The following is a 26,432-nucleotide window of genomic DNA, read 5'->3' as shown; positions in this document are numbered from 1 at the left end:
CACGCATGCCGGCCTTGAATTGGCTGGTTCTATAGGGATTTAATGGCTGAGCGGTTATGAATAAAGCGCTTGTAGCTTCTGTTTTGATAGCTAATTCGGGCGCTTCCGGGCGTGCCCGCTTATTTTTCTTGCATCAGCGCTGCGGCAAAGTGCCGGGCCGGTGCAGGTAGATCGGCAAAGCGGGTGGCATAGAGGTTGAGACTGCGTTCGGCCCAGGCATCGCTCAGCGCAACGGCATGCAGATGGCGTGCCTCTCCCAGGCGTTGGTAAGCGCCTTCGGGCATGACGCCTACGCCCAGCCCGCATTCGATCATGCGGCACATGGCGCTCAGGCTGTCGACCTCGATACGCTGGCGCAGCATGCGTCTGCCAGCGCGGGCTTCCTTGTCCAGCATTTCCTGGACGATGCTGCTGTCGCGTAGCCCGATCTGGGCATAGTCCAACGCCTCTTCGTAGGCCAGTTCCTGACGGCCGACCAGAGGATGATCGCCCGGCGTGATCAGCACCATGTGTTCGCGTCTATAGGGCATGGACTCCAGGCCCTCGGCCTCATCGCTGTGGCTGCAGACGCCAAGGTCGGCAATATGGTCGCGCACGGCACGTGCAACGGTTCGGCTGGTCGCCTGGCGCAGATCAATGCGGATGTCGGGGTGAAGTCTGGCGAACACCGCAATATGCTCGGGCAGAAACTGCTCCACGGCGGAGGCATTGGCACTTAGGCGCACCAGCCCGCGCACGCCACGGGCATATTCAATCAAGTCGTCGCGCAGATGTTCCACGCCAAGCAAGATGGTGCGCGCATGCTCCAGCAGCAACTGTCCGGCGGGGGTAGGGCGCACTCCCCGGGCGTGACGCAGAAGCAGCGGGGTGCGCGCCAGGGATTCCAGCTCGGCAATACGCTTGCTGACTGCCGAGGCGACCATGCCGCCATGCTCGGCCGCACGTGCAATGCTGCCGAACTCACAGATCAGCACAAACAGATCCAGGGAAGCCAGGTCGATCTGGCGCAAAAAGCTGCGCGATGAAGTGAAGTCGGACATGGAAGCAATAGCCGTCGGATGCTCGAGGTGCAGGCAGGATGCACCGGTTGGAAGGAGCATGCGATCGGGGGCATGCCGCATGAGCCATCGCGTTTGGGAACGGCTTGAGGAATTTTAGACACTTCTTGTCTGGCGCCTAGCTTCTTAACATGCCGTTTTGCCCACGGACATGCCCATGCTTCTCTCCGACTCCGACGCGCCACGCGTTGCCCAGGCCCTGGTAGGCCTGGGTGCTGTACGCATTGCCTCGCATCAACCGTTTATTTACACATCTGGCTGGGCCAGCCCGGTCTATGTGGATGCGCAAGTCCTGATGTCGGATGTGCGTGGACGCCGCGAAATCATGGACATTGCGGCCCGCTCCGTGAAGCCGGTGATTGCTGCGCGCGGCATCAATGCCATCGTCGGGACCGAAAGCTCGGGCATCGCCTTTGCGGCATGGCTGGCCGAGCGGCTGGAGCTGCCCATGCTTTATCTGCGCAAGCGTCCGGTCGGCTGGGACATCACGGCTCAGTTGGAAGGCCGTTTGCCTGCCGATGCCAAGGTGTTGCTGGTCGACGATGTGACCACCGACGGTCGCTCCAAGGCCGGAACCGTGGCGGCCTTGCGCCGCGCAGGCCCGGTGATCGAAGATGTGCTGGTCTTGCTCGACTATGCGCTGTACGCCCAGCAGGCCAGCACCTTGGCCGATCACGCTTTGTCCTTGCACGCGCTCGCAACCTGGAGCCATCTGCATGAGGCCTTGCTTGCCAGCGGGCAACTCAGTGCTGCGCAGCAAACCACGCTGGCCGATTTCTCGGCTTCGCCCGTGGAATGGTCCCTACGCCATGGAGGTACCGGAGCATGATGAGCTGCGATACCTTGCTGGATGCGCGCGAGCTGGCGCAATCCCTGCTTGCCGAAATTCGCCAGGCAACCGCTGACGGCCCGGGCGTGACGCGTGAAAGCTATGGCAAAGGCGAGAACACTGCGCTGCGCATTATTGAAGAGCGGGCCCGGGAGTTGGGCCTGCACCATGAGTGCGATAGAGCCGGCAATCTGTGGCTGAGCCTGCCGGAGGAAAACCGGGATCTGCCTTTTCTGGCCATAGGCTCGCACGCGGACTCCGTACCGCAGGGCGGAAATTTTGACGGCTTGGCAGGTATTGTTGCCGGCATGCTGATCTTGCTGGGCTTGCGCGGCCGCCATGAAGAGGCTGTGCCGCTCAAGGTGCTGGCCCTGCGCGGAGAGGAAAGCGCCTGGTACGGCAAGGCCTATCTGGGCTCTCTCTCGCTGCTGGGAAAATTGCCTGCCGGGACTCTGGCGCGGCGCCACCGCGATGGCGCAGGTGTTTTGAGCGAGGCCATGTCGCGCTGCGGCGCGGATATCGAGGCCATCCAGCGTGGCGAGCCCCTGATCGATCCCGCGCAGATGGCGGCTTATCTGGAGCTGCATATCGAGCAGGGGCCGGTCATGGTCAACCGTGGCTGGCCTGTGGCACTGGTCACCGGCATCCGTGGCAATGTTCGCCACAACCTGATCCGCTGTATTGGCGAGACCGGCCACTCGGGCGCCGTGCCGCGCTGGCTGCGCAAGGATGCGCTGCTGGCGGTTGCCGAACTGCTGTCGCGCATGGACGAGCATTGGCGCGTGCTGCTGCAGATGGGCATGGACATGGTGATGACCACGGGCATCTGTTCCACCGCTGCGCAATCGCATGCCGTCTCCGTTATTCCCGGAGAAGTCGCTTTCAGTTTCGAGGTGCGCAGCCAGGACACCCAAACCCTGGAGCGCTTTTACACCTTGATGCGGGACGAGTGCCAGGCCATAGAGCGCGACCGCAATGTGCGCTTCGAGTTCGACGAGCGGCTGTTCACGGAGCCTGCCACCATGGATGCTGCCTGGCTGAATCGACTGGAGGCCGTAGCTCCCGCAGGCGTGAAGCTGGAGCGCATTGCCAGCGGAGCCGGCCATGATGCGGCGGTTTTCGCCAACGCGGGCGTGCCGTCCGCCATGGTGTTCATTCGCAACGAAAACGGCTCGCACAATCCTTTTGAAGCGATGGATATAGACGATTTTCTGATGGGGGTCGATCTGTTGACACGTGCGGTGACGGCGAAAGCCTGATGGCGTCAGGGCCGGAGGCCGAATTCGGCGCTAAAGCGACGTCTGCAAGGCGAACATTGCTTGCGCGCGCCTGCACGGTGCACGTGTAGGATGTGCGCTGCTTTTTAGGAGATTTTCATGACTAGCAATGCATCATTGACCGAAGAACTGATGGGCCAGCTGCAGGGCGCGCCCATGCAAAGCCTGGCTCAGCAACTGGGGGTCGATTCCGTTCAGGCCGAGCAGGCGGTGGGCGTTGCTTTGCCCATGTTGTTTGGTGCTCTGGGCCAGAACGCTGCCCAGCCCCAGGGGGCGGCGGATCTGCTGGGTGCGCTGCAGCGCGACCACAGCAGTGCCAATGGCGCCATGGATCTGGGTAGTTTGATCGGTGGCCTGGGCGGTTTGCTGGGCGGTGCCGGCGGTGGTGGAGCCGGTGGTCTGGGCGACATTCTGGGTGGCTTGCTGGGCGGCGGTGACTCGCAATCCGGTGCCGGCGCCATCCTGGGCAATATCTTTGGCGGTCAGCAGCAACAGGCCGAATCGCAACTCGGTCAGGCCACGGGTCTGGGCGGCAATGCCGGCCAGTTGTTGGCCATGCTGGCGCCGCTGGTCATGTCCTTTTTGGCCAGCCGTGTGCAATCCCAAGGCATGGGTGCCAATGACCTGGGCGATGCCCTGGGCCAGGAACGCGGCCAGATTCAGGCGCAAGGTGGCGCAGCTGGTGGCATTCTGGGCAGCCTGCTGGACCAGAACGGCGACGGCAAGCTGGACGTGGGCGATCTGTTGAAGATCGGTGGCAGCTTTCTGGGCGGTCGCCGCTGAAAAGCGCTCGACCTCACGATCAAGGCAGCTCAGGCTGCCTTTTTCATGTCATGGCGGCAGGATGAACGCGCTGCGACCTCATACCATGTTTTGCGTGCGGACATTCTTATGTGACATGAGGGCATCGCCTGATTGCCGCAATGCAGCAAGCTCTACACACTGGTTTTGAAACGCGTTTGTGTACCTAAAGGAGGACCTTATGACGACCGTAGCCGACGTACTGCGCGCCAAGGGAAGTAGCGCCATTCACAGCGTATCGCCCTCCAACACCATGCTCGATGCCCTGAAGCTGATGGCCGAAAAAGGGATTGGTGCCCTGCTGGTGCTGGAAGGAAGCAGCCTGGCCGGCATCGTGACCGAGCGGGACTATGCGCGCAAGATTGCGCTGCAAGGGCGCAATTCGGGCAGCACCCCGGTCAGTGAAGTGATGACGCGCAAGGTGCATTGCGTGCTGCCGCGCCAGAACATAGGCGAGTGCATGTCGCTGATGACCACCAACCGCATTCGCCATTTGCCTGTCATGAATGACGAGCGCCAGCTGTTGGGCATTCTCTCGATTGGCGATCTGGTCAAGGAAATCATTTCCGAGCAGCAGTTCACCATCCAGCAGCTTGAACACTATATTTCGGGAACCCACACCTGAATAAAGCGCTGCTAGCTATTGTTTATGAGTAAAAGGCGGGCTGCAAATGCCCGCCTTTGTGCATGCGGCAGGCGCAAGTCCTACACTTGCGGCCATGAGTTTGCTGATCCTGGGAATCGAATCCTCTTGTGATGAAACTGGCGTGGCCCTGGTGCGTACGCCGGATGGTGCGGGCGTGCCTAGCCTGCTGTCTCACGCCTTGTACAGCCAGATTGAAATGCACCGCGCCTATGGCGGCGTGGTGCCCGAGCTGGCCAGCCGCGACCATATCCGTCGTGTGCTGCCGCTGACCGAAAAAGTGCTGGCCGATGCTGGACAGGCGCTGGAAGACGTGGATGTGATCGCTTTCACGCGCGGCCCGGGCCTGGCTGGAGCCTTGCTGGTGGGCTCGGGTGCTGCATGCGCCATGGCCGCCGCGCTGGACAAGCCGGTGCTGGGCGTGCACCACCTGGAAGGCCATCTGCTTTCGCCTTTTTTGAGCGAAGACCCGCCGGAGTTTCCTTTCATTGCCTTGCTGGTTTCGGGCGGTCACACCCAGCTGATGCGCGTGGACGGCGTGGGCGAGTACGAAATCCTGGGCGAAACCATTGACGATGCTGCCGGCGAAGCCTTTGACAAGTCGGCCAAGCTCATGGGCCTGCCGTATCCCGGCGGCCCGGTGCTCTCCAAGCTGGCCGAAGGGGGCGACCCCGCAGCCTTCAAGTTGCCGCGCCCCCTGCTGCATTCCGGCGATCTGGATTTTTCGTTTGCCGGCCTCAAGACGGCGGTGCTCACCCAGGCCAAAAAGCTGGGCGACGAGCTGGAAGCACGCAAGGTGGATCTGGCCGCTAGCACCCAGGCCGCGATTGTGGATGTACTGGTCAAGAAAACCATGAAGGCGCTGGAGCAGACGGGCATGAAGCGCGTGGTGGTTGCCGGTGGCGTGGGTGCCAACAAGCTGCTGCGCGAACAGCTCAACCAGGCCTGTGCCCAACGCAAGATCCGTGTGCATTACCCCGAACTGCATTTGTGCACCGACAACGGCGCCATGATTGCCATGGCCGCCGCCATGCGCCTGCAGGCCGGGCGCGAAGAGGCCAACAAGGAATACGCTTTTGATGTGAAGCCGCGCTGGCCGCTGGATACACTCAAGTAAGCGTCCCTGATCCATTCAACAAAAGCAGTCTTAGGACTGCTTTTGTTTTGATAGCTACAGGTGCTGTGGCGTTATAGGGTTGCGGTCATTTTTTGCTGATCGCTGACCCAGAACTCTGACCGTAGTGGTTTCTGGGTGCTCGTAAAGCGCACAACAGTCCACAAAAAAGCCCGCAATGCCAAAACATTGCGGGCTGTGTGTTGTCCGGCCTGCCAGGGCTAATAGAGGATGGAAGAAAGGACGGAGAGAGGCAGACCGGTCAACGCTTGCGCTTTACTCGATGGCCAGCACCGTGGCCTTGCTCACGGGCTCCAGCTTGGCCAGAGTCAGTGTCAGCACGCCGTTTTCCAGTTTGGCCTTGCTGGCGCTGATGTCGATTTCATGGCCCAGATCCCAGGCGCATTTGACCAGGCGGGGTGCACCTTCAACATTCTCGAGCTTGACGGTGCTGCCTTCGATAGCCAGCGACAGCTGTTCGCGGGACAGGCCTGGCACATCCAAGCTCAGCGTGGTGGCCTTTTCGTCGCGGTTGACCTGAACCGGGGCGACCGCAGGAGCGGGTGTTCCCAGCGTGCCTTGCAAAAAGCGCTGCAAAGCCAGATCGGCTGCGCGGGGGGAGGTAAAGGCATTGCGGCTCAAAACGGGGGCAAAGATCATGGTTCCAACTCCTTTAAACTGCGCGGCTTGCGTTGTTGCCGCTTGGTTCACAGATAGGTGGTCATCAGCGCATTTCAAGAGGATTTTTTGATGAATAAATTGCGCCGTGATGTCTTGAAATACCTGCAGTTGCCACTACTATGCGCGCCGTTGAGCGTTGCCGGCGTTACTGCAGCGCAGGCCGTGCAGCCCATCAAGCTGGCGCTGGTGGAGAGTCTTTCGGGCCCGTTTGCCAACACGGGCGAGGCGGTGTTTCGCAATCTGCTGTGGGCCACGGAGCGTGTCAACGCACGCGGCGGCGTAAGGCTTCCCGGCGGGGCCAGGCCGCTGGTGATTGCGCGCTATGACAGCAAGGGCCAGAACGAGGAGGCGCTGTCGGCGCTGCGCGCGGCGATTGACGATGGCGCTCGCGTCATCATGCAAGGCAATTCTTCGGCCACGGCAGCAGCGCTGCTGGATGCGATTGAAAAGCACAACAGCCGCGAGCCAGAGCGGCGCGTGCTCTATCTCAATTATTCGGCGGTCGATCCGGCGCTGACCAATGAGCGCTGCAGCTTCTGGCATTTCCGCTTCGATGCCCATGCCGATATGCGCATGGCGGCGCTGATGGACGTCATCAAGGATGACAAGGCCGTACACAGCGCCTATCTGATCGGGCAGGACTACAGCTTCGGCCAGGCGGTGCTGCGCGAAGCCAGACGCCAGTTGTCGGCCCAGCGCCCCGATATTCGTATCGTGGGCGACGAGCTGCACCCTGTGGGCCGCGTCAAGGACTTCGCTCCCTATGCCGCCAAGATTCAGCAAAGCGGCGCGCAGGCCGTGATTACCGGCAACTGGGGCAATGATCTGATGCTGCTGGTCAAGGCGGCACGCGAGGCTGGCTATGAAGGACGCTTCTACACCTTCTACGGCAACGCACTGGGTGCGCCGGCCGCGCTGGGCGAGGCCGGCGTGGGCAAGGTGCTGGCCGTGGCCGACTGGCTGCCCAATGTGCCCACGACCGAGAGCCGTGCTTTCTACCAGTCCTTCCGTCAGCGCTTTCCCGATCCGCGCGACGACTATGTGCATATGCGCATGCAGCTGATGATGGAAGCGCTGGCACAAAGCCTGGAAAAAGCGGGCAGCACAGACACCGTGGCCGTGGCCCGCGCCATGGAGCATGCCAAGGTGCAGCTGTCAGGACGCTCTGGCGCCATGCGGGCCGAGGATCACCAGTTTCAGCAGTCGCTGGTAGTGGGCGTGATGGAGCACAAGGGCAGCCCCGGTGTGGCCTTTGATGTGGAAGGCTCGGGCTACGGCTTCAAGGTGGTGCGCGAGATTGCGGCGAGCAAGGCGCAGATGCCTGCCATGTGCCAGATGAAACGCTATTGAGCGCCATTGAAGTGGCAAACTATCTATTTGATAGCTGGTAGCGCTTTGCTCATAAGCGCTACCGCCGTATTTTTTCAGTTTTTTGCTGAAAAAGCCATCTGGCTGGCCAGATAGGCTTCGTGCACTTCGCGCCCCAGCTCTATCACCGACAGCGCATAGAACGCCGACCAGTTGTAGCGCGTGATGGCGTAGAAATTCTCGGTGCCGGCCATGTATTCGGTGGGGCCCGAGCTGCCGTTTTTCAGCTCGATCAGCGCCAGTGGGCGTTCATAGCCTTCGGCACCCAGCACGCGCACGCCGTGCTCTGCCATTTGCGCTGCCGTGAAGCTGGGGTTGATATCGGGGGCCAGCAAGGTCGCCAGATTCTCGCCCTGGGCGCGCATGTCCACGGGGAAGGCCGTGGGCAGGCCGGGCTTCCAGCCATGGCCTACAAAGTAGTTGGCCACGGAGCCAATGGCGTCGGTGGCGCTGTTGAAAAGGTCGATGCGGCCGTCGCCATCGAAATCGACGGCGTATTTGTCCCAGCTGGTGGGCATGAACTGGCCCAGACCCATGGCACCGGCGTAGCTGCCGCGCAGGCTGAAAGGGTCGGTGCCGGTGCGGTGGGCTGTGACCAGCACCTGCTCCAGCTCGCCGCGGAAATAGTCGGTGCGGGCCTGGGCGCGGGGGTGGGACTGCGGAAAGTCCAGTGTCAGCGTGGTCAGCGCATCCATCACGCGAAAGCTGCCCATGTTCTGGCCGTAAATGGTTTCCACGCCGATGATGCCGGCAATGATTTCGGCGGGTACGCCAAATTGCTGCTCGGCGCGCTCCAGTGCCCGGCGGTTGGCCTGCCAGAACTTGACGCCGGCACGGATACGCACCGGGTCGATGAAGCGGCTGCGGTACACCGTCCAGTTCTTCACAAAGGTCTTGCCGGCCGGCGTCATCAAGCGGGTGACCACGGGCAGATTGCGCGCTTGCTCCAGCTGGGCCTGAACCCAGTCCTGCGGCAGATCGCGGCGGCTGGCAATGTCTGCAGCCAGCTGCATGGCATCACCCCGGCTGGCATAGGTGGTGACCGCTGCCGCCGTGGCGGCGGCCGCCACGGGGGCGGCTTTTTTGGCGGCTTTTTTGCTGCTCTTGGCGGCTTGCACGGGCAAGGCCAGGGTCAGGGCCAAGGCCGCAACGCTGAGACAAGCAAGAGTCAGTGGTTGGCGATGGTTGCGTTGAATGCTGTGGGTCATGGTGTCGCCGTGGGCGGTGTTGGTGCAGGCAGGTCTGGCGGCCATTTTGCTTGCTTTTTGAGGTCGCGCCAGCGCTGGCGCAGTGCGCGCAGCTGTGCAGTTTGGTGGGCGGCGCCGGGAGACGGCGCATAGCGCAAGCGCTCCATGTCCAGCAGCCAGCCGGATAAGGCCTTGGCCAGCTCGGGCGCGGTCTGCACCCAGCGCTGCTGCACGGCCAGGCCCAGGCTGCGGGCCGATGTGGCGGGGGTGGAAGCGATTCCCTTGCGCTGCAGCCGGATGCGGGCCGCATCCAGCAACAGGCTCCAGTCATCACGGCGGGGCTGGCGCAGCCGGGCCCAGACCAGCCAGATCAGCGCCAAGGCGCCCAGGCTGCCCGAGAGCAGGCGCAGCAGATCCGTCCAGCTGGGCGCTTCAAAGCCCAGGCTTTGCAGCAGATTGAGCTGGCGGCTCTGGGTGTAGTTGATGACCCATTGATTCCAGCGGCTGTTCACCGCTTCCCAGACGGCGCGCATTTTCTCCAGCGTGCCCACGTCCACCATGCCGGCCATGGCCGAGGCAAGGGCGCCGCGCGGAGCCAGCAGGCGCTGGAACTGGCCCACGCGCGAGGGCGCAACCGCGCCCGTGGGGTCCACCCGGGTCCAGCCCTGGCCGGCCACCCAGATCTCGGTCCAGGCGTGGGCATCGCTGTTGCGCACCGTCCAGTAGCCGTCCACGCTGTTGCGGTCGCCGCCCTGGTAGCCGGTCACGATGCGCGCCGGCACGCCCATGCCGCGCATGAGCACGGCAAAGGCCGAGGCAATGTGCTCGCAAAAGCCTTGCTTGCTGTCAAACCAGAAGTCATCGGCGGTGTGCAGGCCGTCCACCACGCCGGGCTCCAGCGTATAGGTGTAGCCGCCGCTGCGCAGGCGCTGCAAGCCGGCCTGCATCAGCGCTGCTGAACTGGCTTGTTCGCCCAGCTGGGCCAGGATTTGCTGGCCCAGCACCCGGGTGCGCGGATTGCTGCCCGGAGGCAGTTGCAGATAGCGCTGCAGATCCTGGGTTGCGCGCAGCGGGCCGTACTGAAAGTCGGTATAGCTTTGCGCATCCACCCGCAGCACATCGGTGATGGGGCGCTGCGTGATCCACTGCAGATTGGAGGCCATGCGCATACGGCCCACGGAGGCGCCTGCGGGAATGGCGGGCTCGTCGCGCACGGCGTCCAGCAGCGTGAGCCAGCGGCGCTTGCTGGGCTCGACCAGCATCTGGTAGCGGATGGGCTCCCCGCTCACGCGCAGCTGCGGCGCTTCCATGGCGGCGGCCAGCGGGTCCGCCTGCCAGTTGCGGCCGTCAAACTGGCTGAGTACCGGGCCGCGAAAATACAGCACCGAGGCTGGCGGTTCGGCATTGCCCGGAGTGTCGAAGCGAATGCGCAAGGCCACGCCATCGTCCAGCGCCAGGGAGGCCACATCGCCCACGCGCATGTTTTCCGACAGGCCGCTGCGACCGGCAAGATCGTCCGACGGCACGCCCCAAAGCGGCGCCATGCGCGGGAAAAACAGAAACAAGGCCAGCATGATCGGTGTGCCGCACAGCGTAAGCCAGCCCGCTGTGCGCAGGGCCTGGGCCAGCGGGGGCTTGCCGGCCGTCATATGGGCGTTGACCAGGGCGGTGAGCAAGCCCATGAGGGCCGCCACCATGGCTAGCGCCGTGAGCAGCGATTGCGAATAGAAGAAGTTGCTCAGCAGAGCGAAAAAGCCCAGAAAGAAAATCACCATGGCATCGCGCCGGGCGCGCAGCTCCAGGGTTTTGAGTGCCAGCAGCAGCACGATCAGCGTCACGCCGGCATCGCGCCCGACCAGGGTTTTGTGGCTGGCCCAGGTGGCGGCAAGCGCCAGGGCCAGCACGCCGGCCAGGGCCAGGCGGCCGGGCAGGGCCGCGCCCGTGAAAGCCAGGCGCGCACGCCACAGCAAGAGCGCTGCGGCAAAAGCGCATGTCCACCACGGCGTGTGTTGCACCTGGGGCAGCAGCACCCAGGCGACGACGGCCAGCAAAAACAAGGTGTCGCGTGCATCGCGCGGCAGCGATGCCAGTTTTTCGCGCAGCGTGGCGCGGGACTCCAGTGAGGACATGTTCACGGCATTCATGGGCAGGCAGCCAGGGCTTCAAGGCAGCGGCTGGCGTGGGCCGCGCCACTGTCGGGGGCAATCTCCTGACCGCCGGGCAGGCGCAGCCCCCAGCTGCGGCCCTGGGCCTGGGCCATCAGCACCCAGGCGGAAAGACGGGACAGGCGTGCTTCGTTATCGGTCAGGCCGGTGGCTCTGGCATCCAGCCACAGGCGATGGTGGTGGGCATAGGGGCGATCACGGCTGACCAGCTGGTGGCTGCCGGCGGCAAAAGACTGGGCGGCTTTTTTCCAGACCACCAGCTTGAGCGGATCGCCTGCCTGATAGGGGCGCACGCCGTCAAAATCTTCGCCGCTGCGTACCTGGGCGGTGCTGCGGCCGCCGGCTTCGGGGCTGGCCGGCGGCAGAGGGGGCGGGTTGGCTTCGGGCAGCGGATAGACCCAGACCTGGCTGGCCGGTCGCCACAGCGCCCAGACCCGGAATGCGCCAAGCGGGTAGCGGGTGTGAACCGCGATGGCGGGCAGGGCCTGCCGTCCGCGCCGCGTGGGGGTGAAGGCCAGCTCGGTTCGCGTGCTGCCCTGCTCGGGCACATCGACCCAGATCCAGGCGCCGGCAGTGCCGGCCTTCTTGCCGCCGGTGCTTAGTTGATCGCGTACCGCCAGTCCTATGCCCCAGCGGCGGCTGCGGCGGCTGTTACCCAGACGGATATGCAGGGGAAAAGGCTGGTGGGCAAAGCCGCCGCTGGCGCTGCCGGGCTGCCAGCTCAGCTCCAGTCCACGCAGATTGTTGTGGCCCACCACCATGCTGGCGGCGGCGCTGCCGGCCAGCAGGAAGGTGAGCAGATAGCCCAGGTTGAGCTGGTAGTTGATGGCCGCAATCAGCAGCACGATCAGCGTGATCAGCAAGGCCCAGCCCGCGCGTGACGGCAGTATGTAGACATTGCCCTGGGTCAGGGTAAGCCGGTCCGTGCGTGGCAGGCGCGAGAGCATCCACCGGTCTATGCGGCCGCGCAGTCCCTGGGAATGGGCTGGAGGCGAATCTTCAGTGTTTTTTGCGTTCAAGCCTTGATTGGGTGTGCGCATCATGCTATCGATTGAATAGCTGTCATCAAGGCAGCTGCACCACCAGCATCATGGCGCGCACCTGCTCCACGGCGCCGCGTCCGGCCTGGCTCACGGGCTGCAGGCGGTGGGCGATGACCTGGGGCAGTATGGCTTGCACATCATCGGGAGCCACATAGTCGCGGCCTTCCATCAGCGCCATGGCCTTGGCGGCGCGCAGCAGGGCAATGCCGGCGCGCGGCGACAGGCCTTGCACAAACCACTGGCCGCTGCGCGTGGCGTCTATCAAGTCCTGCACATAGTCCAGCAGCGCATCGCTGGCATGCACTTTCAGCACGGCGTTCTGCAACTGCACCAGTTCTTCATGCGAGACCACGGGCAGCAGGGCATCGGCCGCAGCGCGGCGGCCGTTGCCGCTGAGCAGCTTGCGCTCGGCCGCGCGGTTGGGGTAGCCCAGGCTGATGCGCATGAGAAAGCGGTCCAGCTGGCTTTCGGGCAGGGCAAACGTGCCCAGCTGTTCCAGCGGGTTTTGCGTGGCAATCACAAAGAAAGGTGAGGGCAGGCTGTGTGTCTTGCCTTCGGTGGTGACCTGGCGCTCTTCCATGGCTTCGAGCAACGCGCTCTGGGTCTTGGGGCTGGCGCGGTTGATCTCGTCGGCCAGCAGCACCTGCGCAAAAACCGGGCCGGGGTGGAACACAAAGCCTTCGCTGCCCCGGTCGTAGATCGACACGCCCGTCAGGTCGCTGGGCATCAGGTCGGCAGTGAACTGCACGCGCGAGAACTGCAGGCCAAAACTGTGCGCCAGCGCATGGGCCAGCGTGGTTTTTCCCACGCCGGGGACGTCCTCGATCAGCAAATGTCCACCGGCTAAAAGGCAGGCCACGCCGTCCCTGACCTGATCCGGTTTGCCCTCCATTACCGTGTTAAGCTGACTTAAAAGCGCATTAATTGTGTTCTGTGCATGCATGGCGCGAACATATCCTAAATAAGCGATAGCGGAGACATGACTGTGGGCAAGACAGGATATTTCACCCACCGGGATTGCTGGTTGCACGAGATGGGGCCGGGGCATCCGGAGTGCCCGGCGCGGCTGGATGCGATTGAAGACCGGCTGCTCATCACCGGCGTGGGCGATGCGCTGGATCGCCGCGAGGTGCCTGAGGCCTCGCTGTCCGAAATCGAGCTGGCACACGACCCCATGCACATCGCGGCCCTGCAGGGCCTGACCGACAGACTGGAGCAGGAGCTGCAGGCCGGCGGCCCCGAGTACAAGCAGCTCGATACCGATACCTCCATCAACCGCCACACTTTCAAGGCCGCGCTGCGCTCGGCCGGGGCGGCGCTGGCGGCTACTGATGCGGTGCTGGCCGGCGAGCTGGAAAACGCCTTTTGCTCGGTGCGCCCGCCGGGCCACCATGCCACGCGCAGCCAGGCCATGGGCTTTTGCTTTTTCAACAACGTGGCCATAGGCGTCAAGTATGCGTTGGAGCGCCATCAGCTCAAGCGCGTGGCCGTGATCGACTTTGACGTGCATCACGGCAACGGCACGGAAGACATTCTGGCCGGCGACACGCGGGTGCTGATGTGCGGCATCTTCCAGCATCCCTTCTACCCGTTCAGCGGCGACAAGGAACCGGCCTCCAATATGCTCAACGTGCCTGTGCCGGCCTATACCAAGGGCATGGACATCCGCGAGATCGTGGAGATGATGTGGATTCCGCGCCTGGAGGCTTTCAAGCCCGAGATGATCTTCATCAGCGCCGGTTTCGATGCCCACCGCGATGACGATATGGGCCAGCTGGGCATGACGGAGAACGACTTTGCCTGGATCACCACCCGCATCAAGGATGTGGCGCGGCGCTTTTCCAAGGGCCGCATCGTCTCCTGCCTTGAAGGCGGCTATGTGATGGGCCCTCTGGCGCGCAGCGTGGAAGCCCATCTGCGGGTGCTGGCCGACATCTAGTCTGAAATCAGGGAGGCAGCGGTGAACGATTCCTTTGTGCAGCTTCGCCAGGATGAGCGCGGTGTGGTGTATCTGACGCTCAACGATGCGCAGCGCTTCAACGCGCTGAGCGCCGATATGCTCACGGCCTTGCAAAACGCCTTGGATGCGGTGGCCCAGGATGCCAGTGCCCGTGTCGTGGTATTGGCTGCCGAAGGCAAGGCTTTCTGCGCCGGCCACAACCTCAAGGATATGGCGGCTCATCCCGAGCTGGCGTATTACCAGCAGCTGTTCGCCCAGTGCAGCCGTGTGATGCTATCGATTCAGAAGCTGCCAGTGCCTGTGATTGCTCGGGTTCAAGGCATTGCAACCGCAGCCGGCTGCCAGTTGGTGGCCCAATGCGATCTGGCCGTGGCCGCCAGCGAGGCGCGCTTTGCCACCAGCGGCATTCAATACGGGCTGTTTTGCTCCACGCCCAGCGTACCCCTGGTGCGCAACATGCCCGCCAAGCAGGCCATGGAGATGCTGCTGACGGGTGAATTCATCGATGCACCAACCGCCTTGCACTATGGTCTGCTGAACCGCGTGGTGGCAGCCGATCAGCTGGACGCCGCAGTTGAAGAGCTGGTGGCCGCCATTGTGAGCAAGCCCCGGGTCGCCATTCGCATGGGCAAGGAGCTGGTCTACCGCCAGCGCGAGATGGGCGTGGATTCGGCCTACCAACTGGCGGGCCAGACCATGGCGACCAATATGATGGATGTGGATGCGCAGGAAGGTGCGCAGGCCTTTGCACAAAAGCGCCAGCCGCAATGGAAGCCGGCTTGACCGCTGGCCCGTCCATTTGAACGACGAACACCCCAACTGCTTCTGTTAGCGTGTCAGGCTGCTGAGTGCGCGAGCGGTGTCTGCTTACTTTGAGAAACTAGGTTTTACCCTAGGTTGATGGGTAAGAGGTGACCGTTTTCGGCGCAGTTATGCATAAAATAGAACGGTCGTTCTTTTTGTCGGACTCTGTCCATGCAGGCTTCGTTTTCATCTCCGGCAAGATTGTCTGGAAAAAATGTGCAGAGCTTGTTGCGGTGCCGCATAAAATGAATCTGGTTTACGTAACGTCAATGAAATAGCATTAAGGAGCCGCAGCAATGAAGGTATTGGTCCCTGTCAAGCGCGTGGTGGACTACAACGTCAAGGTCCGTGTCAAATCGGACGGCACGGGTGTAGACATCGCCAACGTCAAGATGAGCATGAACCCCTTTGACGAAATCGCCGTCGAAGAAGCTGTGCGCCTCAAAGAAAAAGGCGTGGTGACGGAAGTCATCGCTGTCTCCTGTGGCGTGACCCAGTGCCAGGAAACCCTGCGCACGGCCCTGGCCATCGGCGCCGACCGCGCCATCCTGGTGGAAACCGATGTCGAACTGCAGCCTCTGGCCGTGGCCAAGCTGCTCAAGGCGCTGGTGGACAAGGAGCAGCCCGGTCTCGTGATCCTGGGCAAGCAAGCCATTGATGGCGACAACAACCAGACCGGCCAGATGCTGGCGGCGTTGGCTGATCTGCCCCAAGCCACTTTTGCCTCCAAGGTGGAAGTCGCTGGCGACAAGGTCAGCGTCAGCCGTGAAGTCGACGGTGGCCTGGAGACCCTGTCTCTGTCCACTCCCGCCGTCATCACCACCGACCTGCGCCTGAACGAGCCCCGCTACGTCACCTTGCCCAACATCATGAAGGCCAAGAAAAAGCAGCTCGACACCTTCAAGCCTGAAGACCTGGGTGTGGACGTCGCTCCTCGCCTGAAGACCCTGAAGGTGGCCGAACCCGCCAAGCGCGGTGCCGGTGTCAAGGTGGCCGATGTGGCAGCCCTGGTCGACAAGTTGAAGAACGAAGCCAAAGTGATCTAAAGGAAGAACGACAAATGACTTCTCTCGTTATTGCAGAACACGACAACGCTTCGATCAAGCCAGCGACCCTGAACACCGTGACGGCTGCCGCAGCCTGTGGTGGTGATGTGCACGTGCTGGTTGCCGGTGAAGGTGCTGCAGCCGCCGCTGCTGCCGCCTCCAAAATAGCCGGTGTCTCCAAGGTCATCCACGCCGATGGCGCAAGCCTGAAAGACGGCCTGGCCGAGAACGTGGCCGCTCAAGTGCTGGCCATCGCCGGCAACTACAGCCACATCCTGTTCCCTTCGACCGCTGCCGGCAAGAACATTGCTCCCCGCGTGGCCGCCAAGCTGGACGTGGCCCAGATCAGCGACATCACCAAGGTGGATGCGCCCGATACCTTCGAGCGTCCCATCTACGCCGGCAACGCCATTGCCACCGTGCAGTCCAGCGATGCCGTCAAGGTCATCACCGTGCGCACCACCGGCTTTGACGCCGCTGCTGCCACCGGTGGTTCTGCTGCGGTGGAAACGGCGGCTGCCGTGGCCGACTCTGGCAAGAGCGCTTTTGTGGGCCGCGAAGTCACCAAGAGCGAGCGCCCCGAACTGACGGCTGCCAAGATCATCGTCTCCGGCGGTCGCGCTCTGGGCTCGGCCGAGAAGTTCACCGAAGTCATGTCGCCCCTGGCCGACAAGCTGGGTGCTGCCATCGGTGCCAGCCGTGCAGCCGTCGATGCGGGCTACGCCCCCAACGACCTGCAAGTGGGCCAGACCGGCAAGATCGTCGCGCCTCAGCTGTACATCGCCTGCGGTATCTCGGGCGCTATCCAGCATCTGGCCGGCATGAAGGACTCCAAGGTGATCGTGGCGATCAACAAGGACCCCGAAGCCCCGATCTTCTCGGTGGCTGACTACGGCCTGGAGGCCGATCTGTTCACGGCAGTGCCGGAACTGGTCAAGGCGCTGTAATTTGGCGTAAATCAAAAGAGGGGCTAGATGCCCCTCTTTTTCCATGCGCGCTTGCCGAACCCATGAACAATAAGATCTGGCGCGTTAAGGCCCAAGCGTTGATACCCAAATGGGTTAGCTTGAAATTTCGGAGGGAGACGTCGGAATGAAGAATAAATGCTGGAATGGGGTTCGAGTCGGCATGGCGCTGCTTTGGGGCAGCGCCGCCATGTTGGCCCAGGCCTCAGGCTGGACGGTGGGGCAGGTCGCTCCCATGTCGGGTGCCGATGCCACGCAGGGCCGGGCCTATGCCCAGGGCATGCGTCTGTACTTTGATCAAGTCAACAAGGCCGGTGGCGTGCAAGGTCAGCCCGTGGGCCTGGCTGTGATCGACGATGTGGGCCATCCCGAAGAAACCGTGGCCAAGACCCGCAAGCTGCTGAGCGAGGCCAAGCCCGTGGTGCTGGCCGGTTACTTTGGCAACCGCAATCTGTCGGCCTTGCTCGAGAGCAAGGTGCTCGATGGTTCTTCCCTGTCGCTGGTGGGCTACCAGAGCACCGACACCAATGTGCTGACATCGCCCCAGATTTTTGCCACCCGCGCCGGCCTTGCCGAGCAGATGTCCAAGATTGCCGCGCATCTGACCACGGTAGGCATTACCCGTCTGGCGCTGGTTTATGAAGACCGCCCCGATTCCAAGGCACTGGTCGAGCTGGTCAGCAAGTCCATCAGCCCCAGCGGTGCCAAGCTGGTCAGCTCTGCCTTGTTAGGCAAGGGCAAAGCCAGCTCGGACAAGGTGGTTGAAGATCTCAGAGCGGCCAAGACGGCCGCTCAGGCCGTGCTGTTGGTGGCTTCCAGCCCGTCAACGGCGGCTTTTGTCGAGGCCTACCGCATGGATGGCGGCACGGCCCAGGTCTATGCCACGGCCGAGGCGGATATCGAGCAACTGGCCAAGCGCCTGCCTGTGGAATACATGAGCGGTCTGTCCATTGCCCAGGTGGTGCCCAGCCCCTACAAGGTATCTGCCAAGCTCAACAAGGAGTTCCGCGACGCCGTGACCGCCGCAGGCAAGAGCATGGATGTGCCGGTGAGCTTTGCCATGATGGAAGGCTATGTGAACGCCAAGGTGATCGTGGAAGCCATGCGCCGCAGCCAGCCCGTGTCTGCCGAGAAAGTGTCGGCCGCGCTGCGCGGTTTGGACACCTACGACTTGGGCGGCTACTGGGTGGGCTTCAAGCCCGGCTCCCAGGTCGGATCGAAGTATGTCGATCTGTCCATCGTCAACGCCTCTGGACGAGTGACGCAGTAAACAACCAGGCCTGAAGCGAGACCACGCTGACAGGCCGTTTTTTTATAGGCAGCCAAGACGATGACATACGCCGCACCTATCAAAGACATGCTGTTCGACATGGAGCACCTGGCCCAGCTCGAGCAGGTCGCCCAGATTCCCGGCTTTGAAGACGCGGGTCTGGAAACCGCCCAGGCCGTGCTCGAAGAATGCGCCAAGCTGTGCGAGGGCGTGATCGCCCCCCTCAATGTGGCCGGCGATGTGAATCCCTCTTCCTTCAAGGACGGTGTCGTCACCACCACGCCCGGCTTTGCCGATGCCTTCAAACAATACGCCCAAGGCGGCTGGCAAGGTCTGCAACACCCCACGGACTTTGGCGGTCAGGGCCTGCCCAAGACCATTGGTGCGGCCTGCATAGAAATGCTCAACAGCGCCAATCTGAGCTTTGCCCTGTGCCCGCTGCTGACCGACGGTGCTATCGAAGCCCTGCTGACGGCCGGCAGCGACGCGCTCAAGGCCCGATATCTGGAGAAGCTGGTCACCGGCGAATGGACCGGCACCATGAACCTGACCGAGCCCCAGGCCGGCTCCGATCTGGCCCTGGTGCGCACCAAGGCCGAACCCCAGGCTGATGGTTCTTACAAGGTCTTCGGCACCAAGATCTTCATCACCTATGGCGAGCACGATATGGCGGACAACATCGTCCACCTGGTGCTGGCCCGCGTCGCAGGGGCCCCCGAAGGCGTCAAGGGCATCAGCCTGTTCGTCGTGCCCAAGTTCCTGGTCAATGCCGATGGCTCTCTGGGCGAGCGCAACGATGTCCACTGCGTCTCCATCGAGCACAAGATGGGCATCAAGGCCTCGCCCACGGCCGTGCTGCAGTTTGGCGACGGCACGGCGGCGAGCATTGCAGACAGCGCCGGACCCGGCGCCGTGGGCTACCTTGTCGGTGAGGAAAACCGCGGCCTCGAATACATGTTCATCATGATGAACGCCGCCCGCTACGCCGTGGGCGTGCAAGGCATTGCCGTGGCCGAGCGCGCCTACCAGCATGCCGTGGCCTACGCCAAGGAGCGGGTGCAAAGCCGTCCCGTCGATGGTTCCGTGAAGGCCAGCGCCACCATCATTCACCACCCCGATGTGCGCCGCATGCTCATGACCATGCGCGCCAGCGTGGAAGGCTGCCGTGCCATGGCCACGGTGGCGGCCGCAGCCTATGACGCGGCCCACAACCACCCTGACGCCGAGGTACGCCAGCAAAACCAGGCTTTCTATGAATTCATGGTGCCCCTGGTCAAGGGTTACAGCACCGAGATGAGCCTGGAAGTCACCAGCCTGGGCGTGCAAGTGCATGGCGGCATGGGCTTTATCGAGGAAACCGGCGCCGCCCAGTACTACCGCGACGCCAAGATCCTGACCATTTACGAAGGCACAACCGCCATTCAGGCCAACGACCTGGTCGGCCGCAAGACCGGCCGCGATGGGGGCCAGAGCGCCAAGGCTATTGCCGCCCAGATCGAGAAAACCGAAGCCGAACTCAATGCCAGCGGCACGGTCACGGCACTGGCCGTGGCCAAGAACCTGGGCCAGGCACGCCAGGCTTTTGTGCAGGTGGTGGACTTTGTGGTCGCTCAGGCCAAGGCCGACCCCAATGCCGTGTATGCGGGCAGCGTCCCCTATCTGCTGCTGACCGGCAACCTGGTCGCCGGCTGGCAGCTGGGCCGCTCGGTGCTGGTAGCCCAGGAGCTGTTGCAAAAGGGACAGGAAACCGCGTTCATGCAGGCGAAACTGACAACCGCCCGCTTCTATGCCGAGCACATTCTGAGCCGCGTGGCCGGTCAGGCCGATGCAGTGCTGAACGGCGCTGCCAGCGTGATGGCCCTGCCCATGGACGCGTTCTGATTCGGTTCGGAAGTGACTATTGAATTGAGAGCTGCTTGCGTAATACAGATAAGCGCTTCAGCTCGTATTTACATAAAAAATAACGAAGGAGACGTACATGTCCAAACTACCTGCCACTTTGCAAAAGCTGGCCTTGCCCGTCATTGGTTCGCCGCTGTTCATCATCAGCAATCCCAAGCTGGTGATCGAACAATGCAAGGCCGGTATCGTCGGCTCCATGCCTTCGCTCAATGCCCGTCCGGCCGAGCTGCTGGAAGACTGGCTGGCCGAGATCACCGAAACCCTGGCTGCCTGGGACAGAGCGCATCCCGACCAGCCTTCGGCCCCGTTTGCCATCAACCAGATCGTGCACAAGAGCAATGACCGCCTGGAGCACGATATGCAGATCTGCGCCAAGTACAAGGTGCCCATCATCATCACCAGCCTGGGTGCGCGCGAGGATGTGAACCAGGCTGTGCATAGCTGGGGCGGCGTGGTGCTGCATGACATCATCAACAACAAGTTTGCCCACAAGGCCATAGAGAAGGGCGCTGACGGCCTGATCGCCGTGGCGGCCGGTGCCGGCGGCCACGCCGGCGTGAAAAGCCCGTTTGCCCTGGTGCAGGAAATCCGTCAGTGGTTTGACGGCCCGCTGGCCCTGTCCGGCTCCATCGCCTCGGGCAATGCCATTCTGGCGGCCCAGGCCATGGGGGCAGACTTTGCCTATATCGGTTCGGCCTTTATCGCCACCGATGAAGCGCGTGCCACCGAGGCCTACAAAGAGGCGATTGTGGCTGGCGATTCCGATGACGTGGTCTACAGCAATCTGTTCACCGGCGTGCATGGCAACTACCTGGCCCCATCGATTCGCGCCGCCGGGCTTGATCCGGACAATCTGCCCGAATCCGACCCCAGCAAAATGAATTTTGGCGGTGGCGCACAAAAAGCCTGGAAGGACATCTGGGGCTGCGGCCAGGGCATTGGCGCGGTGGACAAGGTCACGCCCACAGCCGAACTGGTGGCGCGTCTGAAGCGCGAGTACGCGGCAGCGCGTTCACGCCTGCTGGGCTGATTGCCAAGTCGAGTTTTCTTTTCCCTGTCTTATGCGGCGCCTTTGGCGCCGTTTTTTTATCCTGCAGCCAACTCAATCAAGGGAAAACCATTGCGATTTTGACTTGCATCAATCGCAATCAAGACATTCACTGGAAGGTAATGGCCGGCTGCCATGATGAGGATCAAATAAGGAGTAAGATTTCTTCAATTTTCAGGAATTACTGAAAATTAAATAATGAAACATTTGCCACCCCCTACACAAGCTTCTTTGGCCGACAGCATTCGCCGCCCCGGTGCGGGCGCGCTGCTGCAATTGCTGGCCAGCATGCTCTGGCTGCCGCAGGCGGGCTTGCTGGCCTGGGCGGTGCAGAAAATGGCCGATGGCCAAGGGCTGGAGGCTTTGTGGCCCATAGCCGCAGGCGTGTTGCTGCTGGGTTTGTTGCGCGCCTGGTGTGATGGACGGGGCGGCTTGCTGGCCAATCTGGCGGCCCGCCAGCAACTTTCGGCTCTGCGTGCGCAGGTGGTGCATGCGCTGACCCAGGCATCGCCCATGGACAAGGCCCGTGTCAGCTCGGGCCAGGCGGCCAGCGCCGTGGCCGAACAGGCCGAGACCATTGTTCCCTGGCTGGCCCGTTACCAGAGCGCCATGTGGCGCGTGCGCCTGCTACCCGTGTTGATTGTGGTTGCCGTGCTCAGCCAGTCATGGGTTGCCGCTCTTATCTTGATAGTGGCTGCACCGCTGATTCCGTTGTTCATGGCGATTGTGGGTTGGCGCGCCCAGGCCGCCAGCGAAGAGCAGATGGTGCAACTGGGCCAGATGAATGCTTTTCTGCTGGATCGCCTGCGTGGTTTGAGCACCTTGCGTGCTCTGGCCGCTGTCGATGTCACGGCCCGGCGCCTGCGCGCCCATGCCGAAGATTTGCGCAGCCGCACCTTGCGCGTGCTGCGTATTGCCTTTCTTTCGTCTGCTGTGCTGGAGCTGTTCTCGGCCCTGGGCGTGGCCATGGTGGCGGTCTACATCGGTTTTCATTTGTTGGGCATGCTGCCGTTTGGCGCCTGGGGCCAGCAGTTGACGCTGGGCCAGGCCCTATTTGTGCTGCTGCTGGCGCCGGCATTTTTCGAGCCGCTGCGCGAGCTCTCTGCCGTCTGGCATGACCGTGCAGCCGGCGAAGCCGCGTTGAAAACCCTGCAGCAGCTGCAGCAACAGGCCAGCCGCATCGTAGGTGCGGAATCGCTTCAAAATAATGAGCTGCCAGCGCAATCCATCGCTGCGCATGTAGCCGTTTTCGACCTGAAAGTGCAGGCGCCGGGGGCCGAGACTCGGCTTGATCGACTGCACCTGGAAATCCGCCCTGGCGAGCATGTGGCCTTGTGCAGCCCCAGCGGCAGCGGCAAATCGGTCTTGCTGGCCCAACTGGCCGGGCTGGTGCCTGTACAGCAGGGCGAAATCCGCATCGATGGTCAACGGCTGGACGAGAGCAGCGCTGCGGCTTTGCGCGCCCGCATGGCCTGGATCAGTCAGCAGCCCCATGTATTTGCCGGCTCGGTGCAACGCAACGTGGCCCTGGGCCGCAACCATGTGACAGCCCAGCAGGTAGAAGCTGCCACACAGCAGGCCGCGCTGGGTGCCGTGCTGCAGTCGCGCCCGGGCATGAGTCTGGGTGAGGGCGGGGCAGGCCTGTCGGGAGGTGAGGTCGTGCGCCTGGCGCTGGCCCGTCTGGCCGTCAACACCCAGGCGGGCTTGCTGCTGGCCGATGAGCCTACCGCCCATCTGGACCCTGAAACTGCAGCCCAGGTCAGCGAGGCGCTGATACGCATCGCCAAGGGGCGCACGTTGATTGTGGCCACCCATGATACGCAGCTGGCTGCCCGCATGGACCGCATTGTTCAGCTGCCGCTGCAGGGCGAGTCCTGCCAAGCCCCGGATACCGAGGTGAGCGCATGAAGACCCGGCCTTCTTTGCTGACCCAGCTGGCTGCCGTTGCCAGCCTGGCACCGCGCAAGCTCTGGTTGGGCGGTGCGGCACTGGCGGCGTTGACCGTGCTGATGGGCATGGCGCTGCTGGGCCTGTCGGGCTGGTTCATCACGGCCACCGCGCTGGCCGGTTTGCTGTCGGCCACGGCCTTGATGTTTGATGTCTTCATGCCTTCAGCCGGTATTCGCCTGCTGGCCGTGGGCCGGACCGGCGCACGCTATGCCGAGCGACTGGTCACCCACGATGCCACGCTGGCCGTGTTGGCCGCCGTGCGGGAGAAGCTGTTTCGCCACTGGTCGCAGCCGCATGCGGCCCGCCAGCTGCTGCAGCGGCCCGCGCGTTTGCTGCAGCGGTTGACGGCCGATGTCGATGCGCTCGACAGCCTTTATCTGCGCCTGCTGGTTCCCGCTCTGTCTGCGCTGGCGGCGGCGTTTTTTATCGCCATTGCCTACGGCGTGATGCGCTGGTGGCTGGGCTTGCTGGTGTTTGCCTGGCTGTTGCTGGCCGGCTGGGGGATTGCGCTGTGGCAGGGCATGACCAGCCGCAAGGCGGCCGTGCGCCGCGCCATGGCCTTGGAAACCCTGCGCAGCCAGACCGTGGATCTGGTGGCCGGGCAGACCGATTTGCTCATGGCCGGACAGCTGCCGCAGCAGGCCGCCGCCGTGCTGCGCAGCGATGCGCGCGGAGCGCAGGCCGATGCCGGGCTTTATTACACAGAAGCACGTGCAACCCAGGCCTATGGCGCGGTATCTGCTATCACTTTAAGTGCTTCGGTGTTGCTGATGGGGGCCTTGGTGCAAGGCCGCTACATCGGTGCGGCCGTGGCAGCTTTGGGTATTTTGCTGGCCTTGTCGGCCATGGAGCCGTTTGCCGCCTTGCGTCGTGGTGCGACCGAGGCCGGGCGCAGCTGGCTGGCCTTGCGCCGCCTGGGGCCGGCACTGGCACGGCCAGCTGTCGAGGCAGAGCTACTGTTGCCGCTTCCTGCGGCAGGCTGGGCTGCGCAGTTGCAGGGCGTGATGGTGAACCGTCTGGGTCCGGTGGATTTGCAGATTGCCCAGGGCGAACGCGTGGCCGTGATTGGCAGCAGCGGTGCGGGCAAGAGCACGCTGCTGATGGCCCTGGCCGGTGAGTTGCAGATGATTGGCGGCCAGCTGGCGGCACAGCGCTGCAGCTGGATGACGCAAAGAACCGAGCTGTTCCAGGACAGCTTGCGCGACAACCTGTGCCTGGCGCGCCCCGATGCCGGCGATGCCGAACTCTGGCAGGCCCTGGAAACAGCTGGGCTGGCGGCCGATGTGAAAGCCTTGCCCCAAGGACTCGACAGCCTGCTAGGCGAAGGCGGCCTGGGCTTTTCGGGCGGCCAGGCGCGCCGTCTGGCGCTGGCCCGCTTGCTGCTCAGCACCGCCCGCTGCTGGTTGCTGGACGAAGCCACCGAAGGGCTGGATGCCGCCACGGCCCACGATGTGCTGCAGCGCCTGTCGGGCGCGGCCCGGGGCCGGACGCTGATTTTTGCCACCCACTGGCAGCGCGAGGCCGAGCTGGCCGATCGTGTCATCTGGCTGCAGGCCGGCCGCATAGCAGGCCAGGCCTTGCGCGGCAGCCGCGAATTCGCCCAGGCGCTGGGTCGGCTCAGACCCGACGGCCTGATTCAGCGTAGCAATGTGCACACGGCTGCACAGTCCACCGATTTTTCCCCTGTTCTTTAAAGTTTCGAGAGAAAGGAATCCATCATGGACCTCGACATCGTCGACTTATCGCGCTTGCAGTTTGCGATAACGGCGCTCTACCACTTCTTGTTTGTGCCGCTGACGCTGGGCCTGTCGATTCTCGTCGCCATCATGGAGACGGTATTCGTGATGACGGGCCGCACCATCTGGCGCGACATGACCAAGTTCTGGGGCGTGCTGTTCGGCATCAACTTCGCCATGGGCGTGGCCACCGGCGTGGTGATGGAGTTTCAGTTCGGCATGAACTGGAGCTACTACAGCCACTACGTGGGCGATATCTTTGGCGCGCCGCTGGCGATCGAAGGGCTGATGGCCTTTTTCCTGGAAGCCACGTTTGTGGGCCTGTTCTTTTTCGGCTGGGATCGCCTCTCCAAGGTCAAGCACCTGATGGTGACCTGCCTGATGGCCATAGGTACCAACTTCTCGGCCCTGTGGATTCTGGTGGCCAACGGCTGGATGCAAAACCCCGTGGGTGCGGCCTTCAATCCGCAGACCATGCGCATGGAGGTGACCGACTTCTTTGCCGTGCTGACCAACCCGGTGGCCCAGGCCAAGTTTGTGCACACGGTCTCGGCCGGTTATGTGATGGCCTCGCTGTTCGTGCTGGGCGTATCGGCCTGGTATGTGCTCAAGGGCCGTCATCTGCATCTGGCCAAGCGCTCGATGACGGTGGCAGCCTCCTTTGGTCTGGCTGCGTCGTTGTCGGTGGTGGTGCTCGGTGACGAATCGGGCTATCTGTCCTCGGAACACCAGAAAATGAAGCTGGCCTCGATTGAAGCCATGTGGAACACCGAGAAAGCACCAGCGGCCTTCACCGTGTTCGGCATTCCCGACCGCGAGGCCCGCGAGACCCACTTTGCCGTGCACATCCCCTGGGTCATGGGCCTGATTGGCACACGCTCGCTGACCACCGAAATCCCCGGCATCAACCAGCTGGTGCTCAATGCAGAAGGCTATATCCGCAACGGTATCGATGCCTATGACGCGCTGCAGACCATTCGCACGGCCAAGACCGACGCCGAGATTCCGGCCGAGGCCCGTCTGCGTTTTGAAAACAATGGCGCGCATCTGGGCTATGCGCTCTTGCTGATGCGCTATGTGGACGATCCGCGCAAGGCCACGGCCCAGCAGATCAAGCAGGCCGCGCTCGACACCGTGCCGCCCGTGGGGCCGCTGTTCTGGACCTTCCGCATCATGGTGGCGTTGGGCATGTTCTTCATCGTGCTGACCGGTACTTTCTTTTACCTGTCCATGCGCCACAAGCTTGACGCCTATCCCTGGTTGCTCAAGGTGGCGGTGCTGTCGATTCCTCTGCCCTGGATTGCGGCCGAGTGCGGCTGGGTGGTGGCCGAGCTGGGTCGCCAGCCCTGGATCATCGAAGGCGTGTTGCCCACGGCCATGGCGGTCTCCAACCTGGGGGCCAGCACGCTGCTGCTGACTATTGCCGGCTTTGTGCTGATCTATACGGTGCTGCTGGTGATCGAGCTCAAGCTCATGGTGCGCGCCATCAAGAAAGGCCCCGAGCACGAGAGCGAGCCTCACCTGAGCTTTTACGAACCCATGATCAAGAAGCTGGCCCGCGCCCGCTGAGCGGCAAGCCAAGGAG

22 protein-coding genes are annotated in these 26,432 nt (G+C 62.9%); 16 read left to right on the top strand and 6 right to left on the bottom strand.

The genetic code is table 11. From position 1 onward, the window contains the following. Nucleotides 1-119: 119 nt before the first annotated feature. Nucleotides 120-1,040 carry a LysR family transcriptional regulator gene (locus tag EAO39_RS17280; protein ID WP_120969878.1) on the bottom strand — a complete coding sequence of 307 codons (921 nt, stop codon included), beginning with the start codon at nt 1,038-1,040 and terminating at the stop codon, nt 120-122. A gap of 175 nt (nt 1,041-1,215) precedes the next feature. On the opposite strand from EAO39_RS17280, the gene EAO39_RS17275 reads away from it, so the two are divergent. From EAO39_RS17275 to tsaD, 5 genes are all read left to right on the top strand, one after another. Beyond that, complete coding sequence (locus EAO39_RS17275) at nt 1,216-1,887, top strand: phosphoribosyltransferase family protein (RefSeq protein ID WP_120971222.1); 672 nt, start codon at nt 1,216-1,218, stop codon at nt 1,885-1,887. Further along, nucleotides 1,884-3,146, top strand: a complete 1,263-nt coding sequence (locus EAO39_RS17270) for a hydantoinase/carbamoylase family amidase (RefSeq protein ID WP_120969875.1) — start codon at nt 1,884-1,886, stop codon at nt 3,144-3,146. Before EAO39_RS17275 ends, EAO39_RS17270 begins: the two co-directional genes overlap by 4 nt. A 117-nt stretch (nt 3,147-3,263) precedes the next feature. Continuing rightward, entirely contained in the window at nt 3,264-3,947 is a 684-nt protein-coding gene (locus EAO39_RS17265) for a DUF937 domain-containing protein (protein ID WP_120969871.1), read from the top strand. A 199-nt stretch (nt 3,948-4,146) separates the two neighbouring features. Beyond that, nucleotides 4,147-4,590 carry a CBS domain-containing protein gene (locus EAO39_RS17260; protein ID WP_120969868.1) on the top strand — a complete coding sequence of 148 codons (444 nt, stop codon included), beginning with the start codon at nt 4,147-4,149 and terminating at the stop codon, nt 4,588-4,590. A 94-nt stretch (nt 4,591-4,684) separates the two neighbouring features. After that, the gene (gene tsaD / locus EAO39_RS17255; protein ID WP_120971221.1) at nt 4,685-5,725 is read left to right on the top strand and encodes a tRNA (adenosine(37)-N6)-threonylcarbamoyltransferase complex transferase subunit TsaD; all 1,041 of its coding nucleotides are present in this window, start codon (nt 4,685-4,687) and stop codon (nt 5,723-5,725) included. A 273-nt stretch (nt 5,726-5,998) separates the two neighbouring features. Here tsaD and EAO39_RS17250 read toward each other — a convergent pair whose 3' ends face one another. Beyond that, nucleotides 5,999-6,382 carry an Hsp20/alpha crystallin family protein gene (locus EAO39_RS17250; protein ID WP_120969865.1) on the bottom strand — a complete coding sequence of 128 codons (384 nt, stop codon included), beginning with the start codon at nt 6,380-6,382 and terminating at the stop codon, nt 5,999-6,001. 90 nt (nt 6,383-6,472) lie between these two features. Here EAO39_RS17250 and EAO39_RS17245 point away from each other — a divergent pair, with 90 nt between their 5' ends. After that, on the top strand, nt 6,473-7,753 hold the full coding sequence (locus tag EAO39_RS17245) for a branched-chain amino acid ABC transporter substrate-binding protein (RefSeq protein ID WP_120971220.1): 1,281 nt from the start codon (nt 6,473-6,475) through the stop codon (nt 7,751-7,753). Nucleotides 7,754-7,827: 74 nt separating this feature from the next. Here the strand turns inward: EAO39_RS17245 and mltB are convergent, their stop codons facing one another. From mltB to EAO39_RS17225, 4 genes are all read right to left on the bottom strand, one after another. Continuing rightward, on the bottom strand, nt 7,828-9,024 hold the full coding sequence (gene mltB / locus EAO39_RS17240) for a lytic murein transglycosylase B (protein ID WP_240467043.1): 1,197 nt from the start codon (nt 9,022-9,024) through the stop codon (nt 7,828-7,830). Then, nucleotides 8,976-11,102 (bottom strand): DUF3488 and transglutaminase-like domain-containing protein, encoded by a 2,127-nt coding sequence (locus tag EAO39_RS17235; protein WP_120969862.1) that lies wholly within the window; start codon nt 11,100-11,102, stop codon nt 8,976-8,978. Before EAO39_RS17235 ends, mltB begins: the two co-directional genes overlap by 49 nt. Then, nucleotides 11,099-12,070: a DUF58 domain-containing protein gene (locus EAO39_RS17230; RefSeq protein ID WP_346427110.1), complete on the bottom strand. Its 972-nt coding sequence runs from the start codon at nt 12,068-12,070 to the stop codon at nt 11,099-11,101. The genes EAO39_RS17235 and EAO39_RS17230 overlap by 4 nt, the downstream gene beginning before the upstream one ends. Before the next feature lie 118 nt (nt 12,071-12,188). Further along, entirely contained in the window at nt 12,189-13,109 is a 921-nt protein-coding gene (locus EAO39_RS17225) for a MoxR family ATPase (RefSeq protein WP_120969859.1), read from the bottom strand. Nucleotides 13,110-13,145: 36 nt separating this feature from the next. Here EAO39_RS17225 and EAO39_RS17220 point away from each other — a divergent pair, with 36 nt between their 5' ends. The 10 genes from EAO39_RS17220 (at nt 13,146) to EAO39_RS17175 (ending at nt 26,416) form a co-directional block, all read left to right on the top strand. Continuing rightward, nucleotides 13,146-14,105 (top strand): histone deacetylase family protein, encoded by a 960-nt coding sequence (locus tag EAO39_RS17220; RefSeq protein WP_120969856.1) that lies wholly within the window; start codon nt 13,146-13,148, stop codon nt 14,103-14,105. Between the two features lie 21 nt (nt 14,106-14,126). Beyond that, nucleotides 14,127-14,909 carry an enoyl-CoA hydratase gene (locus EAO39_RS17215; RefSeq protein WP_120969853.1) on the top strand — a complete coding sequence of 261 codons (783 nt, stop codon included), beginning with the start codon at nt 14,127-14,129 and terminating at the stop codon, nt 14,907-14,909. 317 nt (nt 14,910-15,226) lie between these two features. After that, complete coding sequence (locus tag EAO39_RS17210; RefSeq protein WP_120967413.1) at nt 15,227-15,976, top strand: electron transfer flavoprotein subunit beta/FixA family protein; 750 nt, start codon at nt 15,227-15,229, stop codon at nt 15,974-15,976. 14 nt (nt 15,977-15,990) lie between these two features. Further along, nucleotides 15,991-16,923 carry an FAD-binding protein gene (locus EAO39_RS17205; protein ID WP_120969850.1) on the top strand — a complete coding sequence of 311 codons (933 nt, stop codon included), beginning with the start codon at nt 15,991-15,993 and terminating at the stop codon, nt 16,921-16,923. 145 nt (nt 16,924-17,068) lie between these two features. Beyond that, a complete protein-coding gene (locus EAO39_RS17200; protein WP_120969847.1) occupies nt 17,069-18,211 on the top strand; it encodes an ABC transporter substrate-binding protein in 1,143 nt (380 codons plus the stop codon). A gap of 60 nt (nt 18,212-18,271) precedes the next feature. Beyond that, nucleotides 18,272-20,092, top strand: a complete 1,821-nt coding sequence (locus EAO39_RS17195) for an acyl-CoA dehydrogenase (protein ID WP_120969844.1) — start codon at nt 18,272-18,274, stop codon at nt 20,090-20,092. A 97-nt stretch (nt 20,093-20,189) separates the two neighbouring features. Further along, entirely contained in the window at nt 20,190-21,143 is a 954-nt protein-coding gene (locus EAO39_RS17190; RefSeq protein WP_120969841.1) for a nitronate monooxygenase family protein, read from the top strand. Nucleotides 21,144-21,359: 216 nt separating this feature from the next. Then, entirely contained in the window at nt 21,360-23,069 is a 1,710-nt protein-coding gene (cydD, locus tag EAO39_RS17185) for a thiol reductant ABC exporter subunit CydD (RefSeq protein ID WP_120969838.1), read from the top strand. After that, on the top strand, nt 23,066-24,805 hold the full coding sequence (locus EAO39_RS17180) for an ATP-binding cassette domain-containing protein (RefSeq protein ID WP_120969835.1): 1,740 nt from the start codon (nt 23,066-23,068) through the stop codon (nt 24,803-24,805). The genes cydD and EAO39_RS17180 overlap by 4 nt, the downstream gene beginning before the upstream one ends. Before the next feature lie 24 nt (nt 24,806-24,829). Next, a complete protein-coding gene (locus EAO39_RS17175; RefSeq protein WP_120969832.1) occupies nt 24,830-26,416 on the top strand; it encodes a cytochrome ubiquinol oxidase subunit I in 1,587 nt (528 codons plus the stop codon). Nucleotides 26,417-26,432: the final 16 nt, after the last annotated feature.

Origin of the sequence: Comamonas sp. lk, assembly GCF_900564145.1 — a bacterium.
Lineage (GTDB): Bacteria > Pseudomonadota > Gammaproteobacteria > Burkholderiales > Burkholderiaceae_C > Comamonas.
Note: the sequence above shows the minus strand (reverse complement) of the source record. Positions and strands in the feature narration are given on the sequence as shown.